Origin of the sequence: Sphingomonas sp. DBB INV C78 (genome assembly GCF_042693015.1) — a bacterium.
In the GTDB taxonomy this organism is placed as follows: domain Bacteria; phylum Pseudomonadota; class Alphaproteobacteria; order Sphingomonadales; family Sphingomonadaceae; genus Sphingomonas_E.
This window is the reverse complement of the sequence record NZ_CP170544.1, coordinates 3,255,276-3,273,665: the sequence shown is the minus strand read 5'-3', so window position 1 is coordinate 3,273,665 and position 18,390 is coordinate 3,255,276. Positions and strand designations below refer to the sequence as shown.

Below are 18,390 nucleotides of genomic sequence, written 5' to 3'. Positions count from 1 at the left end.
CGTCCGATGCTCGGTATGAAATTGGACGAACATCTTCATAGGCATCTATAAGCGACATTTCAAAACCCGCTCGGCACCGACAAATTGCTTAGAAAGGGCCAAGAAAACAGGACGCCATCGTCGCGGCGCGCCGGTTATTCTTACCAATATACGACTCATGCCGTAATTCGGGCTGACGCCCGCGACAATGATCGCAACCAATCGCGGCAAGGACCAGATGGCAATCGAGCCGCTCCAGCCCTTCGATAATCTTGTCCCCGAAGCTATCCAGCTACGGCCTGCATTGCGACGTTTCCTGGCGCGCAGGGTGCCCCCGGGCGACGTCGACGATCTTCTTCAGGACGTGTTTCTCAACCTCGCGAGGTCGCGATCCCAGGCGCATGTTGCAAATGTCGCCGCCTATCTGTTTCGGACTGCGGCGAACGTTGTCACGGCCCATGCCCGGCGTCAGCGATCCATGATGGTTTCGGGCGAGCCGGATTTAGGGTTAGTCGACGATGAGGGGTTTGGCGCGGATCGCATCCTTATATCGAAAGAGGAATTGCGATCCGTCATGGACGACATCATGGCTCTGCCGGAAAGGTCGCGGGACGTGTTCTTGCTGCACCGTTTCGAACAGATGAGCTATCCCCAGATTGCCCGGGCGTTCGGGATATCCGTAAGCGCGGTCGAAAAGCATATGATCAAGGCGTTGCGACGCCTCAACGCTGCGGCAAAGACGCGATGAACGAAGATCGGGACACGATCCGCGAGCATGACGCGGCCGATTGGCTGGCGAGATGCCGCTCGGGTGATCTGAGTGACACGGACCGGGAAGCATTCGAGACCTGGAAACAGGTGCCTTCGAATGCTTCGGCCTTCCAGGCTTTATCGACGCGATATGAGAGACTGGACGACATCGCCGCGGAAGACCCGATTCTGCGCGCGCGCGAAGCCGCCCTCCGCCGCGCCGGCAGGCGCGCAGGACTGCAGAAACTGGCGATGGCCGCCTCCATCGCATTCGCGGGACTCACAGGCATCGGCTTGTTCATCGGCACCTTTGATGGCGCTCCCGCTCCGACCGAAGAGCGGTTCGCGACTCGCGTGGGCCAAGGCGCAAGTGCGACGCTTGCGGACAGGAGCCGGGTTACGCTGGATGCCGACAGCGAGATCCTCGTCCAGTTCGAACAGTCGGCGCGGCACGTCAGGTTGCTGCGGGGCCGTGTCTATTTCGAGGTGGCGAAGGACAAATCCCGGCCCTTCGTGGTCCTCACGCGTTTTGCCTCCGTAAGGGCGACGGGCACAGCCTTTTCGGTCAGCAGCCGATCGGATGAGCTCGATGTGGTATTGCGGGAAGGCAGCGTGAGGGTCGCCGTCGATCCGCGCACGATTGGCCGCCCGGCCGCGCCGATCGACATGCAGCCTGACACGAAGCTGACGGTCGGTGACGGCGGATGGTCGTTGCGTCACGTCCCGTCCGACAGTGCGCTTGCCTGGACGCAGGGCTTCGTCGTGTTCGACAATCGGAAGCTGGGCGACGCCATTGAGGAATTGAACGCCTATTCGCACCGCAAGATCGTGATTGGCCCTGGCCTCGACGAGCGACCAATCAGCGGGACGTTCCGCGCCGGAAGGCAGGAGGATTTTGCCAGGGCACTGTCGGCTTATGGAATTGCCCGCATCGAAAGCAACACGGTCAACCGGATCATCCTGGCGGCCCCGACAAAATAAATTCCGCGGCGGGGGTGAGGTGTTCTCGCCCGTACGCATCTCTCTCTTCAAAAACGAGGGAGGATGGAATGCTGCAAAGGATCGGTCTCGCCGGATATGCTGCCGGAGCAGCGCTGACCATATTGGCGACGCCGGCATTCGGACAGCCCATCCGGATCGATATTGATGTCCAGCCCCTCGGCTCCGCGCTCAACCGCCTGGCAGTGCAAGGCCAGCGGCAGATTCTGTTTACGCCCGATCTCGTGGCAAACCAGCGCGCGCCCGCGGTCCATGGCACGATGCCAACCGAGGCTGCCCTCACACGCCTTCTCGACGGCACCGGGCTGCAGTATCGAAGCCAGGACAATGTGCTGCTGATCGAGCGGGCTCCCGCGCCTCGATTTCAGCCGACCGTCGTCCCCCAGGCCGTAATGTCGTCCCGGCCATCGACCGACGCGGCCGAAACAACTCCGCACGACGACGATCAACTGGGCGATATCGTCGTAACCGCGGAAAAGCGAAGCGAATCGCTACAGAACACGCCAATTTCGCTCACCGCGCTCGACGCGACCTTGCTTGCCCGCAACGGCATCTCGAACGTCGGAGATCTGGCATACCGGGTGCCATCGCTTTCGACGACACCCTTCCCGAACTCACCGAATGCGCCACGTCTGTTCATCCGCGGGATCGGCACGGGCGATCCCCAGGTGACGACCGATGTGTCGGTAGGCGTCTATCTCGATGGCGTCTATCTCGCGCGCTCGATCGGGCTGGGCATGGACGTCGCCGATATCGCCCGGATCGAGGTGCTGCGTGGACCTCAGGGAACGCTCTATGGCCGCAACACAACGGGCGGCGCGATCAATATCGTGACGGTTCGGCCGGGACCCGATCTGACGTTCAGCCAAGATTTGACCGGCGGCAATTTCGGCCTGTTCCGATCCAAGACCGTCGTCAACGTCCCGCTCAGCGACAATCTCTACGTCAAGGGCGCGCTCCTTTATGATCGGCGCGATGGACTGGTCGAGAACACCGGCGTAGGCAAGGATTTCGGTGCCTATGAAAAGATCGCTGGTCGCCTCGACGTGCGCTGGCAGCCGTCGTCGTCGGTCACGATCGACTATAGCTATGACCGGTCGCATGCCGACAATACGTCATATTATTATCAGCTGCTGGAAACGTCGCCCTTGTTCGAGGGCGTGCTTCCCGAAAATAGCGATCGCTTGAAGCGCGCATCGCTTCCGACGCCCTACCTGTCGGGCGACTCCGATACCAGCGGTCACGCGCTAACTGTGACCATCGAAACCCCGCTGGGCGAGCTCAAATCCATTTCAGCTTATCGTGAGCTCAACGATTTCGCCTATCAGGACTATTCGGCGAACTCCTTCCTGAGCGTTACGGGCGGGACGCAGGCTACCGATCAGAACCAGTTCAGCCAGGAACTCCAGCTGGTCGGCGCGAGCGTATCCAATGCATTCGAATATGTCGTGGGCGCCTATTTCTTCCGGGAACGTGGGCGCGTGAAGTTGCTCGATACAGTCGATCTGATCGGCTTTTCGGCTTTCAAGGATGTGACTGCGGTCAACGAGGCCTATGCCGGCTATGCACAGCTTGGCTGGAGGCCAGGCGGAGCATCGCCATTCTCGCTTACGCTGGGCGGCCGATACTCGATCGATGACCGCCATGCCGACAACCATCTTGGCGATCGTGTCGGCGCCTCGTTCGAACGCTTCACGCCGTCGATCATGGCGGAATATGCGATCGGCCGCGATGCCTTGGTCTATGCAAAGATCGTCACCGGCTACAAGTCCGGCGGATTCAATCTCCGTTCCGCCTTCTTCAGCGACAGCTTCGAGCCAGAGACGCTGACATCCTATGAAGTTGGCTGGAAGACCGAATGGCTGGACCGGCGTCTGCGCATAAACGGCGCGGCCTTTTACGCCGACTATCGCGATATCCAGCTCGACATCGTCATTCCAAACCAGCCCAACCCCACGCTGACGCGAACGGAGAATGCCGGCAAGGCCAATGTGAAGGGCCTGGAACTGGACATCGACGCTCTGCCCGCGCCCTGGCTGCGCCCGTCGCTATCCTATTCCTATTTAGACGGCGAGGTAACGAGCGTCATCGGCGACGATGTGGCCTTCTACCGCCTGCAGAATATGCCGCGGCACCAGCTGACGGCGCGGGTCGATGCCGACCTTGCGACGCTGCCGTTCGGAACAGTGACGATGGGCGTCGACTATAATTACAAGGACCATATCTTCACTTCGGCTCGTCCTAACCCGCCTGGCCTATATCCGCCGGGGGATTTCATCCCGTCATATTCGCTAGTGAACGCCCGACTTTCGATCAGCGGCGAAAACTGGCTCGGCAAAGGTCGTTTCGAGCTTTCCGCCTGGGTTCGGAACCTGTTCGACAAGGAATATCTCATCGAGGGTCAGGGCAGCTTCTATCAGCTTCACGCCACCCGCCTTGGCGTGTTCGGTGACCCTCGCATGGTGGGCGTTGACTTCCGGTTCAGCTACTGAGGAGAGAGTGCATGACTGCAATCGATCAAGAATTCCGGGAAATCGAGCAGCTTCTCTACCGTTATGCCTGGATGGTGGACAGGCGCGAATGGTTCCTGATGGACGAAGTCTTCGCGCCGAACGGCACGATCGATTATGCCAGCACCGGCGGCCCAGGTCGTTTGCCCTATGAGGACGCACTGACTTGGCTCGATAAAGCGCTTTCAGAATATCCTATCAATCTGCATCACATCACAAATATCAGCGTCGACATCTCCGGAGATACCGGCAAATCGCGCTGCTACTTCACCGCGCCGATGGGCCGGAAGGAGCCAAACGGCGGGTCGCTGTTCGTCACCAACGCAGGATATTATTTCGACGAGTTGGTGCGGGTGAACGGAGCTTGGCGGATTGCAGCCCGCTTCTGCGATATGACGATCCAGATCGGCTCATTGCCTGCCGGTCATGTTATCCCGCCGGTAGATTGACATGGGGCGATGGCGCCATCGTAGAGGTTCGACGGCGCTATCGGCTTCATGCGCCCACATAGCGGGCATTCCGCCGCCTGGAATGGATGCCCAAATGCTTCCATCTGTTCATAGGCGGCCGGGCAACTGCCAGATTGCTGTCCCATGTTAGACCCTCTTCGAAGCCGTGAGCGCCGCCTCTAACTTCCGAGACATTTTGAACGCATCACCTGAAGAGATATTGGCTCGGCCGTTGATCTGGGGCCGACTCTAAAACTCCTCTAGGGTATCTCCGACTTCGTCCGTCGAGTGAACGAAACAGGATATGGTCGCGGCGATATCGGCTTCGATCTGGTCGAGCGGGCGGTCGAGCGCCAGGCCGCTCCACATCATGCCATCCCTGATCGCGCCTATGGCTAGCGCCGTCCGTAGCGGACTCATGCGCAGCCGCACGCAGCCGTTCCTTTCCATGGTCGCGAGATGCCGTACAATGAGGTCCAGCGCGCCATCTATGATCGGTTTCAGCAAATCGTGCAGAGGGCCGGGCCGGATGCCACTGGCGAAAACCTGAAGTTGCATTCGAGCGACCGTGGCGGCATCGAAGCCATTGTCATCGGCCGTGCTCGCGACCGCCGTTGTGAAGTCAGGCCAGTGATCCGGTAGATAGGCTTCCTTGACCGAAGCAAAGCGCAGCGCCTCGGCGACGAGTGCCTCCTTGTTGGCGAAGTGCGTGTAGAGCGCGCCGGCGCTCAAGCCTGCCTCCTTGCGGATCTCCGCGATCGACGTGCGCTCGATACCCAGTTCGCTGATGCAACTCAGTGTGGCGCGGAGGATGCGTTCGCGCTGCGCTTCCATGTGCTCGGCCGGTCGCTTCGGCATCAGCGGCCCTCATCACGTGTCATATGCGTGCAATACACCCTTGACAATCGCCTTAAAAAGAATGAACGTTCATTTTCTTTGTATCACTGGCCAGCACCCGCTGTCCAAGGAGAAGTGCCATGATCGTGATCCAGGATGGCAGGACGTCCGCTGCCGGACAAGCATGGGGGCCTGCCATGCAGGGCGCTCGACGGGCCGTGGCCCGGTTATCGACCCGCCTCCGGACGATGCGCGCTTCCGGCCTTCTTCAGATACTCGCGCTTTGCGGGATGACTGGCATGGCCGGCCCGGCTGTTTCGCAGCAACCGCAGCCGGCGCCGCTGGCCCCGCCGATCTCCGCGCAACGTAAGGCCGATAGTCCCGCGCCGGCGCCGCAACGGGTGCATCCGCTCCAGGCATCGGATCTCGAAAGCTGGCTCGACGGTATGATTCCCGCCACCCTCCAGCAAGGGAAGGTCGCTGGCGCCGTGGTGTCGGTGGTCAAGGACGGCCAGATACTGCTGGTCAAAGGCTATGGCTATGCGGACATGGCGCGCAAGACGCCAATGGATGGGCAGCGGACGCTTGTCCGTCCCGGCTCGGTGGCCAAACTGTTCACATGGACGGCTGTCATGCAACTCGTCGAGCAGGGCAAGATCGACCTGAACGCCGACGTGAACCGCTATCTCGACTTCAAGGTGCCCGAACCCTTCGGTCGCCCGATCACGATCAATGACCTGATGACGCACAGGGCGGGCTTCGAAGAGGGGCTCAAGGACGTCCTCGTCACCGATCCGAAGCAGATGCAGTCGCTCGGGGATGCGCTCAAGCAGCATCAACGGCCTGTGCTCTATCGCCCCGGCACGGTGCCGGCTTACTCGAACTATGGAACGGCGCTGGCCGGCTATATCGTTCAGCGGGTTTCGGGCGAGCCACTGGCCGATTATGTCGCGCGCCATATTCTGGCCCCTGTCGGCATGAACCATTCGACCTTTGTCCAGCCGCTGCCGTCGTCGCTCGCGCCGCACATGTCCAAGGGCTATTACAGCGCCGCCAATACGCCGCATGCCTTCGAATTGCTCTCCCAGTCCCCCGCCGGCGCGTTGAGCGCCACGGCGGAAGACATGGCCCGATTCCTGCTGGCCCATCTTCAGGATGGCCGCGTGGGCGCGGGCCAGATTCTGCGGCCCGAAACGGTACGTCTGATGCACAGCCCCAGTGTCGTCCTGCCGGCCGGGTTCGATACGATGGCGCACGGCTTCTTCCTCGGCCAGCGCAACGGCCGGACCGTCCTCGAGCATGGTGGTGATTCCGTTCTCTTCCACAGCGACCTGCAGATCATCCCTCAGGAGCGCGTGGGCGTGTTCATCAGCTTTAACAGCCGTGGCGAAGCGGATGCGGCCTACGGCATCAGGGAGCGCTTCATGACCGCCTTCATGGACCGCTATTTCCCTGCGCCGCCCGCGGCCGAAGCCCCCACCCTGTCGACAGCCAAGGCGCACGCGCAGGAGATCGAGGGCCGTTATGAAAGCTCGCGGCGGGTGCAATCCGGCTTCATGAGCCTGTTCTACGTCCTGCAGGGACAGGTGGTTGTCAGCGTCAATCCCGACAACACGATCAGCCTGTCGTCCGCGCCCGACAAGAGCTTCCGCGAAATCGCGCCCCACGTCTGGCGCGAGGTCGGAGGTGATCGTCTCCTCCAACTCGCATATGTGGAAGGGACGAAGACGATCGTCGACGGGCGCAACCCGGCCGGCGTGCTGCAGGCGGTGCCGCTGAAGCGAAACTCCGGTGTCAATCTGCCGATCTTCCTGTTCGCGCTTCTCACCCTGATCGTTGCCGCCTTTGCCTGGCTCGCTGCCGAGGTGTCGCGCCGATATTATCGCCAGCCGCCGAGCCTGAGCGGCCGGCCGCTGCTGATCCGCAGGCTGACGCGGATCGCGACGGTGGCGGACCTCGCTTATCTCACCGGCTGGTTCCTGATCCTCAAGCCGATCCTGAGCAGCGACGTCGCCTTCTACACAAGCGCGCTCGATCCGGTCATCCGGCTGCTTCAGGTAGCGGCCATCGTGCCGATCGCGGGTGCCGTTCTTGGTGTGTGGAACGCGTGGCTGTCCGTTCGTTCGCAACGGCGTTGGGTGTTCAAGGCCGGCAGCATGCTCCTCGCTTTGGCCCTGCTCGGCACAGTCTGGATCGCCTATGTTGGCGGCCTGATGGACTTCACCCTCAACTATTGATCGATCTGCCGGTCGTCACCGCATTCCATTTGGAGACCGTATGAAATCACGCATCATGCTCGCGGCCCTGCCGATCGTGGCCCTGACCATGCCGATGGCGCACGCCGAGGTGCCCAGGGATTTCGAAGCCAGGGTGGAGCAGCTCCGCCAGCAGACCGGCACGCCGGGCATCGCGATCGCGATCGTCGAGGATGGCAAGGTGGTGCATGCCAAGGGCTATGGCGTGCGCAAGCAGGGTGCGCCCGAGAAGGTCGACGCCGACACCATCTTCATGATCGGGTCCACCGGCAAGGCGTTCACGGCCGCGGCGCTCGCCACGCTGGTCGACGCGGGCAAGCTTAAATGGGATGATAAGGTCGTCGATCATCTGCCCGACTTCCAGATGTATGATCCCTGGGTCACGCGCGAGATGACGGTGCGCGATCTTCTCGTCCATCGCAGCGGGCTCGGGCTCGGAGCCGGTGATTTGCTCGTCATCCCGCGCGGCAATCGGTCGCGCGAGGAGGTGGTCCGCAGGCTCCGCTATCTCAAGCCGGCGACGAGCTTCCGCAGCGGCTATGCCTATGACAATATCCTCTATGTCGTCGCCGGCCGGCTGACCGAGGTGGTCAGCGGGCAGAGCTGGGAAGATTATATGCGCGAGCATGTCTTCACTCCCGCCGGCCTGGCTCACGCCGCCGCGGACGACCAGCATCGTTTCGGCAATCCCAACCGCGCCCAGCCGCATGGCCGTGTCGGTGGCCCGGTGCGCGGCGACGGGCCACAGAAGCTGCTGGACGAGCGTGACCAGCTTGCCCGCGCCTCGGCACCCGCCGGGCTGCTGGCGATGAGTGCGAACGATATGGCGCGCTGGCTGCAGATCCAGCTCGCGAACGGTGCGACACCGGAGGGCGGAAGACTGTTTAGCAAGGAAGCATCGCGCGAGATGTGGGCGCCGGTGACACCGATGCCGCTCGCGACACCTCCCGCGCCGATCCAGGGCACTGCACCGCAATTCCAGGCTTATGCGCTCGGATGGGAGGTGCGCGACTATCGCGGCACGAAGATCCTGTGGCACGCAGGCGGCCTGTTCGGCTTCACATCGGTCGTCGTGCTGATCCCGGAAAAGAATGTCGGCTTCGCGATCGAGCTCAATGCCGAGGAGATCGAGCCACGCTTCGGGCTGATGTACGAGCTGCTCGACCATTATCTCGGGCTGCCCAAACAGGATTGGCCGGCCAAGTTCGGTGCCTATCGCCGGGCGCGGATCGCCGACGCGCAGGTCGCGATCCGGCAGAAGGCCGCGTCGCCCGCCGCTGTCGGCCCCTCGCTTTCACTCGATCGCTATGCGGGGCGTTTCAGCGATCCCTGGTATGGCGAACTGATCATCGGCAAGGACGGCAAGGACCTGACTGTCGATTTCACGCCAACGCCCGGCATGAAGGGCCATCTCGAACATTGGCAATATGACAGCTTCATCGCGCGCTTCGACGACCCCGCGATCGAGGCTGCCTATCTCATCTTCGCACTCGATGCGGATGGCAAGGTGGCGCAGATCACGATGAAGCCGGTGTCACCCATCGCCGATTTCAGCTTCGATTATCAGGACCTGCGCTTCACGCCGCAAAGTCCCTAAGAAGCGGTGTGCTGCTGATTTCGCCGATAGTCGGCATCCAGAGCTCGATTTCAACTGCCCATTACCGGTCTTCGTTAAGGCTCAACGGTGGGCGGTTTCATACGCCCGGTGAGCAGGCCCCTCGGCTACATTTGCGACAAGTGTGCAGTAGCAGGCAACAAGGCGCCCATAGCTCGGGGAAATTGACTAGGTAATTGTCCCAAATTGAGTTTTTGTTCGATTTGATGACACATCAGCGCCGCCCGACGCGCGGAGGCGTTAATGCTCAGCAAACGGTGCGCATGGTTTGATCGTTCGACACCTTCCCGGGTTTCGCGTGCGGGGGCGACGAAATTCGCGCGTTTCTTGTTGGGCACATCAACGACCGCGATCAGCGGTGCGATCTTCCTCCCAACACTCACGCATGCTCAGACTTGCCCTGCCACGTTTGCGGTTGTGGGGACGACATGCACGATAACCACCGGTGCCACGATTCCGGTTTCGACGTCGAGTGCCACAGGGGTCAGCGCAAGCGGCAGCCAGGGGCAGGTCAATGGCGACACCGTAACGATCAATCTGGGCGCTGCCGGAACCACTGGCGCCGTGGCGGCTTCTGACGGCACAATCTTCCTCACTGACAGCACGGTCAAGACTTCGTCCACTACCGCTGCGGCCAGCACCGGTCAGACGGGAATCGTTGCAACCGGCGCCGGAAGCCAGCTCAGTTTTCTGGGCGGGTCCGTTTCCATGGGCACGGGTACAACGGTCATCAACAATCTTCTGGCCGTGCGTGCGGCGGCTGGCGGCCTCGTCACGCTGACCAGCAGCGCGATCAGCACGCGTGGCGGTGCCACAGGCGCTGGCAATGACGGACTTCTAGTCACCGGCCAGGACAGCGTGATCGACATGTCTCACGGTTCGGTGAGCACCGTGTCGAGAGGTTCGACCGTCGTCCACGCCGAAGCTGGCGGTGAAGTCCGGATCTTCTCGGCATCGGTAAGTACGACGACAAGCGCGAACGGTCAGCGTGGGCTGATGGCTACAGGCGCCGACGGTACGGGAACGGCCAGCAAGATCAGTATGAGCGCGGGCACGCTGACGATGGGCGCCGGGACGACAGCCGCCAGCGACATGGTCGCCGTTCACGCGTCAAACGGCGGTGACATCGCCCTGATGGACACGACCGTCCTCGTGCAGGGCGGCAACAGCGGGACGACGAGCTTCTCCAACCATGGGCTGGTCGCGATGGGCGCGGGCAGTTCGATCTCCCTCTCCGGTGGATCCGTCACCACCACATCGCGCGGATCATTTGGCGTTCGGGCCGAAGGGGGTGCGCTCATTACGCTGGGCGACAGCGCAACGGTGAGCACGACGGGGGCGGCATCATCTGCCGCCTCCCTGCCACCGAACACCGGCAGCCACGGCCTGACCGCCATCGGAGCGGCAAGCCGGATAGAGGCAAATGGCATCTCCGTAACTACGGCGGGGACTTTCGCCAATGCCGCGCGCGCCGAGGATGGCGCCGTGATTGCGTTGGCTGATACGACCTTGGGCACAACCGGCGCCAATGCGCATGCCCTGTTCGCCATCGGAGCCGACAGTTCCATCACCGGCTCGAACCTTACTGTCGCCACGACCGCGGGTGCGGCAAGCGGCGCGCGGGCCGAGGCCGGCGCGGAAATCTCGCTCACTGGTGGCGGTAGTCTGACGACATCGGCGGCCGTCAGCCATGCGCTGATCGCAACTGGCAGCGGCAGCAAAATCGAAGCGGCTGGCATCGCGATCAGCGCCGGTGGTTTGAACTCCAACGCGGCGCGGGCCGAGGATGGCGCAACCGTAATGCTGACCAACGGGGCGCTTAGCACAACTGGAGGAGGTCAGGGCGAAGCACTCAACGCCGCCGCGGCCGATGTTCGATCCGGTGGACAGATGGAACTGGATGGCGTTTCGATCACGACATCGGGTGCGCGAGGCGATGGCCTGCATGCTGAAGGAAGCGGATCGCGGATCGATGGCCGCAATCTGGCAGTCTCGACCAGTTGGACGCAAGGCAATGCAGCGGCCAACGCGGTCGACGTCCAGAACGGTGGGGTAGTCGACCTGGCCGACAGCAGTCTCATGGCCGTAGTGACGGCGGTGAATGTCGGGCTGGCTGCCGACACGGTAGCGGCGCAGTTCAGTGCATCGAACACCAATATCACCGCGACCGGCCCGACGGCTGCCGGATTGCGGGCCGTTGGCGGCTCCACCGCCAGTCTGACCGTAGGTTCGGTCACGACCGGCGGCATCAATTCGGCGGCGCTCGAAGCCGGTGGCGCGACGATTCTAGCCAACAACGTCGCCATCAGGACAACGGGCAACGGCCGGTCCTATGGCGTAGCGTCAGTCGGCAACAGCCTGGTTACGCTGACCGGCGGTTCGATCGTGACCGAGGGTGAACCGGAAAACCCGTTTACGGCCAATGCGCGTCGTCCGTCGGGCCTAACCGCTTTCAATCCCGGCGGCGTGCTGCATGCGACGGATACGTCGATCACGACCCGTGGGGTCGAGGGGTTTGCAGTTGTAGCCGACGACGGCGGCATCGTCTTGCTGAATGGCAACGATGTGTCGACCACGGGTTTGGCCGCGATCGGGCTTTATGCGGGCATCGATCAGGAAGGCACGCAGTTTCTGGTCGATCTGACCGGAACGGATGTGACCGTCTCGACGCAGGGCCAACGCGCCTATGGCGCCTATGTATCGCGTGATTTTCACTCTGCCACTGCGACCATGGACCTGACGGGCGGATCGATCACGACCACCGGCATCAGTGCCACAGGCCTGCGCGCTATCGGTGGTGCAGTGCTCGCTGCACGGCAAGGAACCGTCACGACCAGTGGCGCGGGCGCCTATGGCGTCCAGGCGCGATATTATGACGATGCGGTCGTCGCTGACCCGCGCGCCGAACCGACGAGCGTCACGCTGGATGGCATGACCGTGACGACAAGTGGTTCGTCGGCCCACGGCACTCTGGTGCAGAATGGCGCCCGGCTTACGGCCGGTGATGTCGACGTGACAGCCACCGGTGGTGGGGCAATGGCGCTTTTTGCCGTGGGTGAGTTGGCGCCCGCCACCGCGAGTTTCACCGACAGTCGTCTCATAAACGCGCAAGGCACGACCGTCGGTATAGCCGGTGCAGCGCAGATCTCCTTTACGCGCTCGGTCGTCGGACGGCCGGTGGCTGAGGGCGGCAATGCCCAGTGGTTGCTGGTCGGCAGTCTCGACGACTTCCCGCCGCTCCTCACTCTGCCGCCCGTGCTGGGTTTTCCGAACGAAATCGACGAGACTCCGCTCACGGCGCTGGCGAGCGATCAACAGTTGATGGTCCCGCTGGCGCTGCCAGGAGCCGCCACGATCACAATATTTGCCTCGGCCGTCACAGGCGCTGCGACGACCATTACAGGCAGCGTGTCCGACGTGACGATGAACGAGCATAGTGTATGGGACATGACGGGTAGTTCCAACTTGACCCGTCTTGCCAATATCCAGAGCAGCATATTCTATTCGGCGCCAGCCGGTGATCCGGCATCATTGGCCAGCTACAAGACGCTGACGACCGTCAACTATATGGGGGCGGGCGGGCTGATTGGGCTGAATACCTTTCTCGAAGGCGATGGTGCGCCATCCGATCTCCTGGTGATCGATGGTGGCGGGGGAACGGGCAGCACGCGCTTGCGCATCACAAACAGCGGCGGCCTTGGCGCACTGACCACGGGCAACGGTATCCTTGTCGTGGATGCGATCAACGCGGCTACAACGGAGACAGGCGCATTTGCATTGGCCAATGTCGTGATCGCCGGCCCCTATGATTATCTACTTTATCGCGGCAGCGTTGACGGAAGCGCTCCCGACAGCTGGTTTCTTCGTAACACCTTGACACCGACACCGACACCGACACCGACACCAACGCCCACACCGACGCCAACGCCAACGCCAACGCCAACGCCAACGCCAACGCCAACGCCAACGCCAACGCCAACGCCAACGCCGACACCGACGCCAACGCCAACGCCAACGCCAACGCCAACGCCAACGCCGACACCGACGCCCACACCGACGCCAACGCCCACACCGACACCGACACCGACGCCGACACCGACACCGACACCGACGCCGACGCCAACGCCAACGCCAACGCCAACGCCAACGCCAACGCCAACGCCAACGCCAACGCCAACGCCAACGCCGACACCGACGCCCACACCGACGCCAACGCCCACACCGACACCGACACCGACGCCGACACCGACACCGACACCGACGCCAACGCCAACGCCAACGCCAACGCCAACGCCGACACCGACGCCCACACCCACACCCACACCGACGCCAACGCCGACACCGACGCCCACACCGACGCCAACGCCGACACCGACGCCCACACCGACGCCAACGCCGACGCCAACGCCAACGCCGACACCCACGCCGACGCCAACACCCACTCCAACGCCACGGCCGACGCCCAATTTTCGGCAGGAGACATCGGTCTATTCAGCCATTCCGGCGGTGATGGGCATTTATGGCCGGGAAATCCTCGACACGCTCCACGAGCGGGTCGGCGAGGAGGAGCAGATTCGCGGCAATCCGGCGCTCGCTGATTCACGCAAATGGACCAACGGTGCCTGGGGTCGTGCAATCGTCCACAACGGCAAGGCGAGGGGAGAGCCGCTGACGCTCTTCCCCGATTCCGGCCCTTCCTATGATGTCGACATGTTTGCCTTCCAGTGGGGCCTCGACGTCTATCGTCATCAGGACGTGCGTGAGGACGGCAGCATTGGCGATCGCGACCACGCCGGTCTGATCGTCACTTGGGGCAATGTCGACGCCGACGTCGATCACAACCTGCTCGGCTTCCGTTTCCCCGCCGGCAAGATTGCCATCGACAATTATTCGCTGGGTGCTTTCTGGACGCACTTCGAACCCGATGGCGCCTATCTCGATCTGGTTGGGCACGTGACGAAGAGCGACATCAGCATCCGCTCCTTCCGGATGAGCGAGATCAAGACTGATGGCTGGAGCATCGCGCTCTCCGCCGAGGGCGGATATCCCTTCGTGCTCGACGAGAATTGGCGGCTCGAGCCGCAGGCCCAGTTCATCTATCAGGGCTTCGACATCGACGGCTTCAACGATGGCGGCGCGCAGATACGCTTCCGTGATCTGGATTCGTTGGTCGGCCGGGTCGGCTTGAGGTTAGCCCATAATGGCGATTTACAGGGCTGGCTGCGCGGCAATATCTGGCATGAATTTCTCGGCGACGCGAAAGCGGAATTCTCCTCCGCCGACGGCTACGTTCCCTTCCGCGCCAACCCGGACGATACCTGGTGGCAGATCGGCGTCGGCACCAACATGCTCGTCCGGCCGAACCTCACGTTGTTCGGGCAGGGCAATTACGAGTCCAGCTTCGACGGCGATGCCCATGCCTGGGAAGGCAAGTTTGGTTTCCGCATCAATTGGCGGTGATCGGGCTGGACAGGTACTCCCTGACCATCGCCAGCGTTGATGTTTTCCCGTCACCCCATGGCCCATAGACTCCAATGACAAGGCTCGAGGGGTCGCCTCTGCGCGCAATGGTCTCTGCGATCTGCTGGGCGAATGAGGCGATCGAATATATCTTCGGCAACACTTTTGATGGGCCGATCGACTTGGACCGACAGGCCCTTGTCGGCCGTTTCAGGAGGTTTTTCCTTCCGAGCCGGTGATTGGGCCGTTGTGTCAGCAGTGCCAAAGAATCGCTTTAGTATCTTCATATCCCAGATCTAATCCGACTCCGACGTGATCGACGACTATGCAGCGATGATGGCGACAGCTCCATAGGCAGGTATTTTATCATGGGCCAAATGCTCGGCGTGTTTGAACGAACGCAGCAACTGGGATCGCCATATGGCCGCCGGAACGCCGGGAATTAAAGCGCGAAACTAGCATGTGCTAGATCGTCGCCCGGAATGTCCGTTATCCCAGTCGGCGTTCCTGTAGGCCGCCGTATCGGATCGTCGTCGAGTCTCGACAGGCCTATGCTGAGCCGAAGCGCACTGGGTAGTGGAAATGCTCGCGCCTGATGTCACCGCCGTTCAAGTCATTCCAAGTTAAAATTGAGCCCCTGCTCATAGACAAGGGCAAATCGCTCAGGCGTCAAGCGGAGTGCTGGATTTGGCCGGTCTTGCACCGTTCCGGATCCCGACACTGGACGGGATGGCGCGGGATGGTAAGTCTCCGGCTTGGCGGGATAATACGCGCTGTCGTTTGGCCGGAGCACCGCCGTCGCGATCGCAAGAGTTGCCGTGTGGCGTTGGGGGATGAATGAGCAGTCAGTTTGCTAGGCGCACGGTCATTGCTGCAATCGATGTGTTCGAAAGCCAGTGGTATCAGGCTGATTTTACGGCATTCGTCACCGAACTGGGGCCGACAATCTATCAGCAGATCCGCGACGTTCCGGTCAGCCTGAAGAACCGGCTCAGCGACCTCAAACGATATATCGACATGAACCCCGGGACGATCGTTGACGGGACGCCGCTTGAGCAGTTGGTTGTTGAGCGCGCCGTCTCACTGTTCCCGGCACCACGCCAGTCCATCTTCTCGACGCCTGCGCCGCTGCTTCCGATCCTGGAGCAATTCAAGCGCGTCCTCGAGCTTGACGGCTTCACCATCACCGAAGGCGCGCTGCGCCGGATACTCCCCGCTGATATCGGACTTCCGGAAACCGAGTCCGAGCTGATGCGGCTTTTTGCAGCCCATGGCTTGACGACGGCCAAGGGACATCTCGAGCAGGCCATGGACGCCCATGCGCGTGGCAATTGGGCGGGGGCCAACGCGCAGATCAGGACTTTCCTCGATGCCTTGCTCGACGAACTTGCCGCGCGGGTCGATCCGACTGCACAAACCGTTTCCACGGGGCAGCCGCGTCGCGCGAAGCTCGCTGCGAGCGGTTTTCTGAGCGTGCCGCTCAACGAATGGGCCGATGATGGCAAGGGCTTCCTCAACGGGCTCACGAAGCGCCTTCACCCGCAAGGGTCGCATCCAGGCCTTTCGGATGAAGATGACAGCACCTTCCGTCTGCATGTCGTGCTCCTGACCGCGACGCTCCTTCTCAAGCGGTTTGACCGGGGCTCGAACTATGTAGCGAGGTCCTGAAATGCCGGTGCCGTATCGCGAGGACAGCGACGTGATCGAAGCAGAGCTGGTGAGACGGGACCTTTCGCAGGAGATCGCGGCCTCGGCACGGGCGCTCGTGGCGTTCCTCGACGCGAATGTGAAGACGCGCACGCTCCGCTATACCTATCATTTCTGGTTCCCGAGGAACTGCTGCGAGGGTGCGTCGATCATCTTCAAATATCTGCTTGAGGAGAAATATGGCCTCGCGGATGCGCGGGTTATCCGTGGGACGGATCCCCGCAATGGCGAGCGCCATTTCTGGGTGAGGGCGGGTGGCCTCGCCTATGACCTCACGGGCGCACCAGTTCGACCGCTCGAAACCGATCATTGGCGCGTCCAGATATCCGTTGAGCGGCAGGTTTCGGGACCAGGACGATGTCGTCCAGTGGGACATGATCAATCGCGAGCGCGTCGTCGACCTGTATCGCTCTGCCAAGATAGGGTTCTAATGCCATCGCGCGGTGTGCCACAGGGCACCGCACGCATTGTACCTTGGAGGAAATTCTAGAGGAATGCCGAAGCCGCTGAGCCCGGAATAACTCGGCGAAGTTGGCGAGCGCCTTTTCGCGGCAATGTGCGCACAAGCCGGCCTTAAGCGGTTCGAGCTGGTCGATGTTCGCCCCGGCGTCGCCGATCTCGATGCATATAGCGCGGAGCCGGCGCGGATGAACCAGATCACAATTCTCATCGATCCCCGGAACCTTGTTCAAGCCAGCCGTTCGTTTGAGGAGGGGTGATATGAGTCAGCAGCCAGGCCTAAGCTGCAGAGCGCCGGGTTGCGCGGCGACCGTCCTCTGCAAGGCCCACATTATCCCTGCCGGTTTTGCGCGTGGATTGAGCTCACCTGGCGGGCATAATATCGCACTACGACCGGACCGGGCGAAACCGGCGAACCAGCCCCTCGGCGCTTTCGACACCGCGATCTTGTGTGCCAGCTGCGATCGGCGGCTCGGTGTCTACGACGAATATGCGATTAAATTCTGCGGCGCGCTGCCGATGACCGCATCGACACCAATGGGCGAGATCTTCCGAGTGGCCGACTTCGATGGTGCCACTTTCGCCCGGGCGGCACTCGCGATCCTCTGGCGTGCCTCGATCAGCGCGCGCGACGAATGGGCAGATGTGTCATTGGGTCCGTATGAGGCGAGGGCAGGCGAAGTGCTGCTCGGGGAGTTTTTATTGGGCACCCTGCCGGAGTTCGAAGTGGTGCTGATGCGCTATGCATCGAGCAATCATGACGCCCGAAAATTCGTTTACAATCCACTGCGCATTGATTCCGGCGGACTGGATGCTTTCATTTTTGGACTTGGCGGGTTCCAGATCATCGCCAAGATCGACCGACAGCCGATGCACGCCCTCTTGCGCCCCTTCGTGATCAATGAGGCGACGTCCCTTCGGGCATATTGTCTGCCTTTAGAGAGCACGGCGGAGTTTGCCGATATGGCGAACATAGCTGCGGCAGAGCGTGAGCGCGAGAAAGACCGTAGAGGTTGACTGTCGTGCAGTAGGCGGTGGGTTGCGTATGACCATTCATGACCGGTGCACAGACATGACCACAACGAATGGCCGGTAAGCCACGTTCGCTCCCCGAATCCTGCCAATCCGGATCGTCCGACGGAGCGGCCGTTGGCGGACCGATCTGGGGGCGATGAACGAAGGGCAGCTTCCTCCAATTTCACGTCCAAATCCTGACTATCGGCAACGTCCGACTAAGCGGCCAACCACTGTAGGCGTGAACGAAGGTCCGCTTTCCTGAAACGGTGGCCGAACCCTGCCAGTCGCCATCGTCCGACGATGGCGACATTAGTCCGATCGGACCAGGATCATCACTGACAGGGATCCGCATA

General features: G+C 61.8%; 12 protein-coding genes and 1 pseudogene. 10 read left to right on the top strand and 3 right to left on the bottom strand.

All coding sequences use genetic code 11. The features are described from left to right. Positions 1-187 precede the first annotated feature (187 nt). The 5 genes and pseudogenes from ACFB49_RS15240 (at position 188) to ACFB49_RS15220 (ending at position 4,687) form a co-directional block, all read left to right on the top strand. Positions 188-727 carry an RNA polymerase sigma factor gene (locus ACFB49_RS15240; protein WP_380872093.1) on the top strand — a complete coding sequence of 180 codons (540 nt, stop codon included), beginning with the start codon at positions 188-190 and terminating at the stop codon, positions 725-727. Further along, positions 724-858: pseudogene (locus ACFB49_RS15235) on the top strand (FecR/PupR family sigma factor regulator); the annotation flags it as partial. The gene ACFB49_RS15240 and the pseudogene ACFB49_RS15235, both read left to right, overlap by 4 nt. 123 nt (positions 859-981) lie before the next feature. Next, a complete protein-coding gene (locus tag ACFB49_RS15230) occupies positions 982-1,710 on the top strand; it encodes a FecR family protein (protein ID WP_380879980.1) in 729 nt (242 codons plus the stop codon). Between the two features lie 68 nt (positions 1,711-1,778). After that, positions 1,779-4,220, top strand: a complete 2,442-nt coding sequence (locus tag ACFB49_RS15225) for a TonB-dependent receptor domain-containing protein (RefSeq protein ID WP_380872092.1) — start codon at positions 1,779-1,781, stop codon at positions 4,218-4,220. Between the two features lie 11 nt (positions 4,221-4,231). Next, on the top strand, positions 4,232-4,687 hold the full coding sequence (locus tag ACFB49_RS15220; protein WP_380872091.1) for a nuclear transport factor 2 family protein: 456 nt from the start codon (positions 4,232-4,234) through the stop codon (positions 4,685-4,687). A 249-nt stretch (positions 4,688-4,936) separates the two neighbouring features. Here the strand turns inward: ACFB49_RS15220 and ACFB49_RS15215 are convergent, their stop codons facing one another. Further along, positions 4,937-5,545, bottom strand: a complete 609-nt coding sequence (locus ACFB49_RS15215) for a TetR/AcrR family transcriptional regulator (protein WP_380872090.1) — start codon at positions 5,543-5,545, stop codon at positions 4,937-4,939. 278 nt (positions 5,546-5,823) lie between these two features. On the opposite strand from ACFB49_RS15215, the gene ACFB49_RS15210 reads away from it, so the two are divergent. The 3 genes from ACFB49_RS15210 (at position 5,824) to ACFB49_RS15200 (ending at position 14,854) form a co-directional block, all read left to right on the top strand. After that, positions 5,824-7,761: a serine hydrolase gene (locus tag ACFB49_RS15210; RefSeq protein ID WP_380872089.1), complete on the top strand. Its 1,938-nt coding sequence runs from the start codon at positions 5,824-5,826 to the stop codon at positions 7,759-7,761. Between the two features lie 40 nt (positions 7,762-7,801). Continuing rightward, positions 7,802-9,376 (top strand): serine hydrolase, encoded by a 1,575-nt coding sequence (locus ACFB49_RS15205; RefSeq protein ID WP_380872088.1) that lies wholly within the window; start codon positions 7,802-7,804, stop codon positions 9,374-9,376. 582 nt (positions 9,377-9,958) lie between these two features. After that, entirely contained in the window at positions 9,959-14,854 is a 4,896-nt protein-coding gene (locus tag ACFB49_RS15200) for an autotransporter domain-containing protein (protein WP_380872087.1), read from the top strand. On the opposite strand, the gene ACFB49_RS15195 is transcribed toward ACFB49_RS15200, so the two are convergent. Further along, positions 14,841-15,017, bottom strand: coding sequence for a P-loop NTPase fold protein (locus tag ACFB49_RS15195; protein ID WP_380879978.1), 177 nt, complete (start codon positions 15,015-15,017; stop codon positions 14,841-14,843). The genes ACFB49_RS15200 and ACFB49_RS15195 overlap by 14 nt on opposite strands. A gap of 674 nt (positions 15,018-15,691) precedes the next feature. On the opposite strand from ACFB49_RS15195, the gene ACFB49_RS15190 reads away from it, so the two are divergent. After that, a complete protein-coding gene (locus ACFB49_RS15190; protein ID WP_380872086.1) occupies positions 15,692-16,522 on the top strand; it encodes a hypothetical protein in 831 nt (276 codons plus the stop codon). A 311-nt stretch (positions 16,523-16,833) separates the two neighbouring features. Here ACFB49_RS15190 and ACFB49_RS15185 read toward each other — a convergent pair whose 3' ends face one another. Next, a complete protein-coding gene (locus ACFB49_RS15185) occupies positions 16,834-17,253 on the bottom strand; it encodes a hypothetical protein (protein ID WP_380872085.1) in 420 nt (139 codons plus the stop codon). 28 nt (positions 17,254-17,281) lie between these two features. On the opposite strand from ACFB49_RS15185, the gene ACFB49_RS15180 reads away from it, so the two are divergent. Next, positions 17,282-18,037, top strand: a complete 756-nt coding sequence (locus tag ACFB49_RS15180; protein ID WP_380872084.1) for a hypothetical protein — start codon at positions 17,282-17,284, stop codon at positions 18,035-18,037. Positions 18,038-18,390: the final 353 nt, after the last annotated feature.

Coding starts and splice junctions, on each gene's coding strand:
- ACFB49_RS15240 (WP_380872093.1), top strand. CDS start 188: ATGATCGCAACCAATCGCGGCAAGGACCAGATGGCAATCGAGCCGCTC.
- ACFB49_RS15230 (WP_380879980.1), top strand. CDS start 982: ATGGCCGCCTCCATCGCATTCGCGGGACTCACAGGCATCGGCTTGTTC.
- ACFB49_RS15225 (WP_380872092.1), top strand. CDS start 1,779: ATGCTGCAAAGGATCGGTCTCGCCGGATATGCTGCCGGAGCAGCGCTG.
- ACFB49_RS15220 (WP_380872091.1), top strand. CDS start 4,232: ATGACTGCAATCGATCAAGAATTCCGGGAAATCGAGCAGCTTCTCTAC.
- ACFB49_RS15215 (WP_380872090.1), bottom strand. CDS start 5,545: ATGCCGAAGCGACCGGCCGAGCACATGGAAGCGCAGCGCGAACGCATC.
- ACFB49_RS15210 (WP_380872089.1), top strand. CDS start 5,824: ATGGCCGGCCCGGCTGTTTCGCAGCAACCGCAGCCGGCGCCGCTGGCC.
- ACFB49_RS15205 (WP_380872088.1), top strand. CDS start 7,802: ATGAAATCACGCATCATGCTCGCGGCCCTGCCGATCGTGGCCCTGACC.
- ACFB49_RS15190 (WP_380872086.1), top strand. CDS start 15,692: ATGAGCAGTCAGTTTGCTAGGCGCACGGTCATTGCTGCAATCGATGTG.
- ACFB49_RS15180 (WP_380872084.1), top strand. CDS start 17,282: ATGAGTCAGCAGCCAGGCCTAAGCTGCAGAGCGCCGGGTTGCGCGGCG.